Here is a 7,380-nt window from a genome sequence, read left to right on the forward strand (position 1 = left end):
AAATCGGATATATAAATTAGAAATTAATAACAAAAGAGATAAAAATAGCCGGCAAGGACTAGCAAATTTCCGGCCACTACTTACTGCCAAGGCTAACTGCCAAGGCTAAATTTGCCTTGCCGATCTGATTGCTATTAAATCAAACGTATTCTTTCGTACGATTTAAATCCGTGATTAGCAAAGGATTGTCCTTGCGCATCATGTTTATCAAACGCTCTACTCGTCCTACGCTCGGATCCTCGCGTAGCCAGCCTAGCTCGCGCTGCGTAATGGCGACCATCTGGAGAAACTCGACTATACCGTTTGGCGTATCTATGCCGCCTAGCACTGGATCGGGCGCGAAGGCGACGCCTACTAGTTTAGTATCGGTATTAAGGCGCAGAGGAGAATTGGTCGGTATAAAATGATAAGCCTCGAACCATTTTTTGCTGTTATAGACGTATTTGGCGAGATTTTGCATAAGAGATATCGCCCAAAAAGGCTCATGCGGGACTACTGAGCCATCACCGGACTTTGAGTCCGGATCGTCCGCAAACGGAGCGACGCGCATACTAAACTCAAATCCCCAGCCGCTAAATTCATCCTGAGAGCTTTGGGGATCATAGTAAAGCTCGCTCATGCCAAAGCTCACGAGATGGTGGCGCGCCTTTGATGGAGTCCAAATATACTAACGCCTTCTAGATAATCCTCGCCGCCCAGGCTCACATGTAGCCGCGACGGGTAGTGACGCTCGTTTGCGGGATCGTAGATATTTTCTAGCGCGCGTGCTATCGCGTCCCAGCCGGGCACATCGTCTTCGCTAAATTTAGCCTCGTACTCTTGCGTCGTCATTTTAGTAGATTGCGTTAAGCGCGGGTACTATATATAAAATTTGCAAATTTAAGGGAATGGGGATAAATTTAAAAAGCTAAAATTTACGCCCAAGATTTAGGCGTAAATTTCATCCACGATAGTATCTACGAAATCGTGCGGGTCAAATTTGACTAGATCGTTCATCGTCTCGCCGGTGCCGATGTAGAGTATCGGCAGCTCCAGCTCGCGCGCGACGCCAAAAAGCGCTCCGCCCTTTGGCGTGCCGTCAAGCTTGGTGATGATGACGCCGTCAAGGCTCACGATGTCGTTAAAGGCCTTTGCTTGAGCGAGGCCTGCGTTGCCCTGCGTGCCGTCGAGGATTAGGATCTTGCGGTGCGGCGCGCCTGCGTAGGCTTTGTCTGCGATGCGCACGATCTTGCTTAACTCGTTGGCTAAATTCGTTTGATTTTGCAGGCGACCTGCGGTATCTAGGATGACGTTGTCTAGGTTTTTAGCCACGGCCGAGCTTATCGCGTCAAAGGCGACCGCGGACGGATCGTGACCCTGCTGTGTGGCAACGATAGGCACGCCCGTTCGCTGCGCCCACTGACGTAGCTGCTCGATGGCTCCTGCTCTAAACGTATCGCAAGCGCCTAAAATAACGCTTTTGCCTTCATTTTTATATAAATTCGCAAGCTTTGCGATCGTGGTCGTTTTGCCAGCTCCGTTGACGCCCAAAATAAGCTCCACGAAAGGCTTTCCGCTTTTTGCCTCGCGCTCGTTTTCGTATATGAAATAGGTATTTAAAAGTCGCTTTAGGTCGTCTTTTTTTACTTCGTTTTGCGGCGGCAGGTAGTAGAGGACCTCCTCGACGATCTCGTAGGCGATGTCGGCTTCGAGCAGGATCTCTTCTAAAATTTCCTTTGAGATTTTTTTATCGGCAGGTTTTGACGAGCGGATCGCCGCAAGCGTCTTATCAAGCCCTTTTTTTAAAAAGCCAAACATTAGTTGATTACCTTATTTATATCGCTTTCTAGCATCTCTTCTGGCACGAGTCCGACGTAGTGCGTGGCGTATTCGCCATTTGGCTTATAAAGTACCATGTACGGGATGCCTACGACTCCGCCTAGAGCTTTTGCGAAGAGGAAGTTGTTTTCGCCGTAGCTAATGCCGAAATTTATTTTAAATTTCTTCATAAATGCGTCTATCTCGTCTTTTGACTTGTCTTCCATTAGTACGCTTACGATTTTTAGCTTGCCTTTAAATTTATCGCTTAGGTTGTTTAGGTGCGGGATTTCTGCCTTGCACGGCGGACACCAAGTGGCAAAAAAGTTAAACAAAATCGCCTCGTCGTTACCCTCGACTTTAAAGCCTTTGTCAAATTTTTGCAGCGTCATCTTGCTCTCGTCCATGAGAGTTAGCTCAAAAGGCGCTTCTATGCTTGCGCTTGCGCTTTGGCTTTGAGTCGGAGCAGGCATGGTTGTTGTCGGCGTTGCGTCGCTAGTTTTGTTCGCGTCGCTTTTATTTTCATTGTCGCAACCGCTTAAAAATAGCGCCAAAAATGGTATAATCAAAAGATTTATTTTCATTTAATAATTCCTGTCTAAGATTGATTTTAGGCTTGAATTATACATAAAATTTATGAAACGAGCGTTAAATTTGATAAAAGAAGAGTTTAGGCGTGATGCGAAACGGATTTTAAAAAAAGAGGTTCAAATTTCGGCGCGGGCAAAACACTACAAGATGTTTAAGCCGCTTTTAAATTTGCTAACCGAGCTTAAAGCGAAACGGATTTTGATATTTAATCCGCTTTCTTATGAGCCAAATTTCTACATTTTGAGGCGCGAGCTAGCTAAAAATTATGAAATTTTCGTTCCGTTTATGCTTGGTATTAGTTTAGAAATGGTAAAATCCAGGCTACCGCTTGTATCTCGGACGAAATTTGGCGTAAAAGAGCCGCTAAGTACCAAGATATTTAAAAAGCGTATAGACGTAGCTATAGTTCCGACTCTCGGGGTGGACGGAAATATGGCGCGAATAGGGCACGGTAAAGGTTTTTACGATAGATTTTTTGCAAATTTGCCTTACCGACCTACCTTGATATTCGTTGAAATTTTAGACAATTTTACTAATGAAATCATATCCGAAGATCACGATGTTACTTGTGATTTTTACCTGACCCCGAGCAAAATTTACGTAAAAAGAGGAATCTATGATAGATATTTTAATCGGCTTAGGAGCAGGTGCGGCGGGCGTTGGCGCAGGCTATCTCATCGCTAAAAAAATCAACGACGCAAACTACAATATATTTTTAGAGCAGGCTAAAGCAAAGGCTAAAGCGATAGAATTTGAGGCCGAGCGCACGCTAAAAGACGCTAAAATCCAAGTCCAAGAGGCTGAATTTGAAGCCAAGAAAAAATACGACGACAAAACCGTAAAACTGCAAAAAGAATACACTCAAAAATTTGAAGAGATCGGTAAAAAAGAGCAAACTCTGCTAAACGAGCAAGAAATTTTAAACGAAAGCAGGGCTGAGCTAGAAAAATCCCGAAATGAAGCAAAAAGCGTCTACGAGGAGGGGCTTGGGCTAAAAGCAAGCTATCAAGCTAAGCTGCAAGAGGCGTTAAAAGTACTCGAACACGCCGCCGGCCTCACGCAAGAAGAGGCGCGCGAAGAGGTGCTAAAAAAAGTAGAGGAAAAAAGCCGCGCCGAGATCGCTCACATCGTGCGAAAACACGAGGAGGAGGCTAAACGCGAGGCTAAAAAGCGCGTGAACTACATCCTGGCGCAGGCTACGTCGCGATTTGCGGGGGAATTTGCCGCCGAACGTCTGATAAACGTCGTAGATATCAAAAACGACGAGCTAAAAGGCCGCATAATCGGCAAAGAAGGGCGCAATATCAAGACCCTGGAAATGGTGCTTGGCGTAGATATCATCATCGACGATATGCCTCACGCTATCACGTTAAGCAGCTTTAATCTCTACCGAAGAGCGATCGCGACGCGCGTGATAGAGCTTTTGGTGCAAGACGGCCGCATACAGCCGGCAAGGATAGAAGATCTGCACAAAAAAGTATGCGAAGAATTTGAAGCCTCGATCCTAGAGGAGGGCGAAAATATCGTCATCGACCTGGGCCTTAGCAAAATTCATCCCGAGATAATGAAGCTAATCGGCAAGCTAAAATTTAGAGCCAGCTACGGACAAAACGCCCTAGCGCACAGCCTCGAGGTAGCCCATCTAGCAGGCATCATCGCGGCTGAAACGGGCGGAGACGAAAAGCTAGCTAAAAGAGCGGGCTTGCTACACGATATCGGCAAGGCTTTGACGCACGAATTTGAGGGTAGCCACGTCGATCTGGGCGCTGAAATTTGCAAACGCTACAAAGAACATCCTGTCGTCATAAACGCCATCTACGCCCACCACGGACACGAGGAGGCTACTAGCGTAGAAAGCGCCGCCGTTTGCGCTGCGGACGCTCTAAGCGCGGCTCGCCCGGGAGCGCGTAGAGAGGTGCTTGAGAGCTTCCTAAAACGCGTCGAAGAGATAGAAAACATCGCAAAAAGTAAAGAAGGCATCAAGCAAGCATACGCGATAAACGCCGGTCGCGAGATCCGCGTCATCGCAAACGCCAAGCTCATAAACGACGACGAAGCGGTGCTCGTAGCTAAAGAGATCGCCGCAGAGATCGAGAGTAAGGTGCAGTATCCGGGCGAGATCAAAGTAAACGTGATTCGCGAAACTAGAGCTATAGAAATGGCGAAATAGGTCAAATTTAGGTAGAAAATGAGAAAAATTTTACTAGCGATTTTTTGCGTTTTAGCGCTCGCGGCAAACGACGAGCTCGTGCTAAACGCGTCAAATTCTTTTACGACGACGATGCGTAAAAACGCGGACGCGCCGGTTAAGGCTTTGCTTCAAAACGCAAAAGCGGTCGTCGTTTTTCCGAGCATTACTAAAGTCGGCTTCGTGCTGGGCGGTATGCACGGCAAAGGCGTTATGCTCGTGGGAAACCCGTACGCGCCCAGCGAAATGATGGTCGTGGATATCAGCGGCGGCAGTATCGGGCTGCAGGTGGGTTACGAAAATAGCTCGCTCGTGCTTTTTATCCTAAAAGATAGCCTCGTAGCCGACATAAAAGACGCCAAAATCACGATAAACGCCGACGCATCGTTTGCATTTGCCGATACGGGCAAATTTTACGGTAGAGTGAGCGATTTTAGCTTTACGAGCGATATCTACGCATATACGGACAACGACGGGTTTTTCGCGGGGGCGAGCTTTGGCGGAGCGGTGCTAGCTAAAACTAACGACGCGCCTCTAAGGATGGATAGCTATGGATATAACGCGCTAATGGGCGCTATCTCAAAATACTAAAGGCCAAATTTGCAAGAGATGCTAACCTCGCTATCGACCTACGGGTACGTGATAGTGTTTTTATATTCGCTTGGAGGAGGCATGGTTGCTATCATCGCAGCCGGCGTGCTGGCTCATCTAGGCAAGATGGACATAACCGTGAGTATCGTGCTGGCAGCCGCAGCCAACGCTATCGGCGATACGCTGCTTTTTTACGTCAGCAGGTATAACCGTGCGGCCGTGATGCCGTATCTGGCTAGACATAAACGCAAGCTTGCCTTCTCTCAAATTTTATTCAAGCAGCACGGAAATAAAATAATATTTTTCAAAAAATTTATCTACGGACTAAAGACTCTCATCCCGCTTGCTATCGGACTTACGAAGTATTCGTTTGCTAAATTTAGCGTCATAAACGTTGTTAGCGCGGTAGCTTGGGCGATTTTGCTCGGGCTTGGTAGCTTTTGGGCGGGCGAGGCGTTTGAGCGAGCGTGGGATTTTATGGGCGAAAACGGCTGGCTGATGCCGGTTGCGATGCTTTCGCTACTGACTCTCATCTGGGTATATCTACAACAAGCAACAAAAAAGAAAGGAAGGTCGGAATGAAAAAGTTACTCATTGTATTGGTGATTGTGTCCGGCGTGGTTTTTGGCGGGCTAAAATTCAACGCAAATAAGGTGGAGGAAAAATATAACGAGGCTTTGAATCTAATCAAAGCAAACGGTATGGAGGTCAAAAACAGCGTATTTGAGGGCGGTCTGCTAAAATCGCACGCAAACTATGACGTAGTTTTGTCTAAAGGTTACATAAACGAGATCATTTCTCTTGGCGAAGAGTACGGCGCGCCCGAGGATCTGGCGATAAAAATCGACATGAATATATCGCACGGCTTTGACAGTTTGCTAGGTAAATTTGAGGTTGCGGGCGATGCCGAGTTTTTAAACGATCCGTATAAAAATTTCATCAAAGAGATATTTGATACGACAAGACCTATCAAATTTCACGCCGACGGCGCTTCGGGCGGAGATAAAAAATTTGTCTTTGAGCTAGTCGGAGTGCAAAAAGAACAAGACGGTAATAAGCTAAATCTGGCCAAATCGTTTTTAAATTTTGATTTAAACGGCGAAAAGAAAATAACCGGAGCTACTTTTGTAAATGACTTCATAGACTTTGCTAGCAAACAAGGCGTCGCTATAAAGATAAAAAATATCGACTACGACGTGAAGTACGAAACTCCGATCGAGCCGAAAATGATCTCTAAAGCGCTCGTAAATAGCACTTATAAATTTGAGCTTGGTGGCATAGACGTGATTTCGGGTGCCGAGGCTCTGCAAATCGGAAAGATAACGAGCGACTCCAAGCTAACCGTGCTAAGCGATACTTTAACACAGGATGATACGAGCACTATAGAGAAAATAAAATATGGAAAATATGAATTTAAAGACTTTTTGATCAAAACGAAATTTTCAAATTTAGATAAAGGCGCGTTTGAAGATATTATGAACGCCAAGGGAGAGCCTGAAGCTCAGCTTGCGGCTATAATGCAAGCGCTTGATAAATTTATAAAAAGAGCGCCGAAGCTTACATTTGAAAATTTAAATTTTAAAAATGCGGCAGGCAAGAGTTATGTCTCAAATTTTGAGATTTCTATCGATCCGGACGGCATAGATACTCAAAATCTGCTCGAAAATATCCCGACTGCTATAAATTTTAGCGGTAAAATCGAGCTTGATACGACGCCGGGAGAGTTTATATTCGGTAGCGGCGAGGAAAAAGAGGGAATAGATGCTATGCTCGTAAACGGCGGACTATTTAAAGAAAACGGCGGCAAATACGTAACTATCTTTAAATACAATAAAAGAACGCAAGACTTGATCTTTAATGAAAATTTATCCTTAAAATCTCTTCTTCAATAAAATTTAGCATGCTTAGACAAATTTTATGTTTGTTTAAGCATGTTTTCTATATACTTCACTTTCCGCTTCACAGAAAGCAAGTTTTTTAAATTAACACTGTTAAACTAATTAGTCAATCTTTGAAATCTAAACAAGTGATCGATTGAGCCAATCTTTTATCAGGCTTTCCCTGGAAAGTAGATAAGAGATAAAACTAATTAATAAAATTAAAGTTTTTTGATTAAAACTTCATAATAAAATCCTAATATCTTTATGATTTAGGTAATTTAATATGGAGAGTTTGATCCTGGCTCAGAGTGAACGCTGGCGGCGTGCCTAATA

9 protein-coding genes are annotated in these 7,380 nt (G+C 45.0%); 5 read left to right on the plus strand and 4 right to left on the minus strand.

The window, feature by feature from the left end; all coding sequences use genetic code 11:
• Nucleotides 1–139: 139 nt before the first annotated feature.
• The 4 genes from Q0338_RS09605 to Q0338_RS09620 all read right to left on the minus strand — a co-directional run bounded on the left by Q0338_RS09605 (nt 140) and on the right by Q0338_RS09620 (nt 2,381).
• Nucleotides 140–631, minus strand: coding sequence for a suppressor of fused domain protein (locus Q0338_RS09605; protein WP_298086549.1), 492 nt, complete (start codon nt 629–631; stop codon nt 140–142).
• Nucleotides 628–831: a hypothetical protein gene (locus tag Q0338_RS09610; RefSeq protein WP_298086550.1), complete on the minus strand. Its 204-nt coding sequence runs from the start codon at nt 829–831 to the stop codon at nt 628–630. Before Q0338_RS09610 ends, Q0338_RS09605 begins: the two co-directional genes overlap by 4 nt.
• Before the next feature lie 96 nt (nt 832–927).
• Nucleotides 928–1,797 (minus strand): signal recognition particle-docking protein FtsY, encoded by an 870-nt coding sequence (gene ftsY, locus Q0338_RS09615; RefSeq protein WP_298086551.1) that lies wholly within the window; start codon nt 1,795–1,797, stop codon nt 928–930.
• Complete coding sequence (locus Q0338_RS09620) at nt 1,797–2,381, minus strand: TlpA disulfide reductase family protein (RefSeq protein WP_298086552.1); 585 nt, start codon at nt 2,379–2,381, stop codon at nt 1,797–1,799. Before Q0338_RS09620 ends, ftsY begins: the two co-directional genes overlap by 1 nt.
• A gap of 52 nt (nt 2,382–2,433) precedes the next feature.
• On the opposite strand from Q0338_RS09620, the gene Q0338_RS09625 reads away from it, so the two are divergent.
• From Q0338_RS09625 to Q0338_RS09645, 5 genes are read left to right on the plus strand one after another with little or no spacing between them, the layout of a single operon-like run.
• Entirely contained in the window at nt 2,434–3,072 is a 639-nt protein-coding gene (locus tag Q0338_RS09625; protein WP_298086553.1) for a 5-formyltetrahydrofolate cyclo-ligase, read from the plus strand.
• The gene (rny, locus tag Q0338_RS09630; protein WP_122873634.1) at nt 3,005–4,558 is read left to right on the plus strand and encodes a ribonuclease Y; all 1,554 of its coding nucleotides are present in this window, start codon (nt 3,005–3,007) and stop codon (nt 4,556–4,558) included. The genes Q0338_RS09625 and rny overlap by 68 nt, the downstream gene beginning before the upstream one ends.
• 18 nt (nt 4,559–4,576) lie before the next feature.
• Nucleotides 4,577–5,167, plus strand: a complete 591-nt coding sequence (locus Q0338_RS09635) for a lipid-binding SYLF domain-containing protein (protein ID WP_298086554.1) — start codon at nt 4,577–4,579, stop codon at nt 5,165–5,167.
• Between the two features lie 9 nt (nt 5,168–5,176).
• Nucleotides 5,177–5,749, plus strand: coding sequence for a DedA family protein (locus Q0338_RS09640; RefSeq protein WP_298086555.1), 573 nt, complete (start codon nt 5,177–5,179; stop codon nt 5,747–5,749).
• A complete protein-coding gene (locus Q0338_RS09645; RefSeq protein ID WP_298086556.1) occupies nt 5,746–7,059 on the plus strand; it encodes a DUF945 family protein in 1,314 nt (437 codons plus the stop codon). The genes Q0338_RS09640 and Q0338_RS09645 overlap by 4 nt, the downstream gene beginning before the upstream one ends.
• The last annotated feature ends 321 nt before the right edge of the window (nt 7,060–7,380 follow it).

This window comes from uncultured Campylobacter sp., from assembly GCF_938018145.1.
Classification (GTDB): Bacteria; Campylobacterota; Campylobacteria; order Campylobacterales; family Campylobacteraceae; genus Campylobacter_A.

What these genes read in the sequence shown, in the direction of transcription:
- Q0338_RS09610 (WP_298086550.1), bottom strand. Translation starts at nt 831, where the DNA reads ATGACGACGCAAGAGTACGAGGCTAAATTTAGCGAAGACGATGTGCCC.
- ftsY (WP_298086551.1), bottom strand. Translation starts at nt 1,797, where the DNA reads ATGTTTGGCTTTTTAAAAAAAGGGCTTGATAAGACGCTTGCGGCGATC.
- Q0338_RS09620 (WP_298086552.1), bottom strand. Translation starts at nt 2,381, where the DNA reads ATGAAAATAAATCTTTTGATTATACCATTTTTGGCGCTATTTTTAAGC.
- Q0338_RS09625 (WP_298086553.1), top strand. Translation starts at nt 2,434, where the DNA reads ATGAAACGAGCGTTAAATTTGATAAAAGAAGAGTTTAGGCGTGATGCG.
- rny (WP_122873634.1), top strand. Translation starts at nt 3,005, where the DNA reads ATGATAGATATTTTAATCGGCTTAGGAGCAGGTGCGGCGGGCGTTGGC.
- Q0338_RS09635 (WP_298086554.1), top strand. Translation starts at nt 4,577, where the DNA reads ATGAGAAAAATTTTACTAGCGATTTTTTGCGTTTTAGCGCTCGCGGCA.
- Q0338_RS09645 (WP_298086556.1), top strand. Translation starts at nt 5,746, where the DNA reads ATGAAAAAGTTACTCATTGTATTGGTGATTGTGTCCGGCGTGGTTTTT.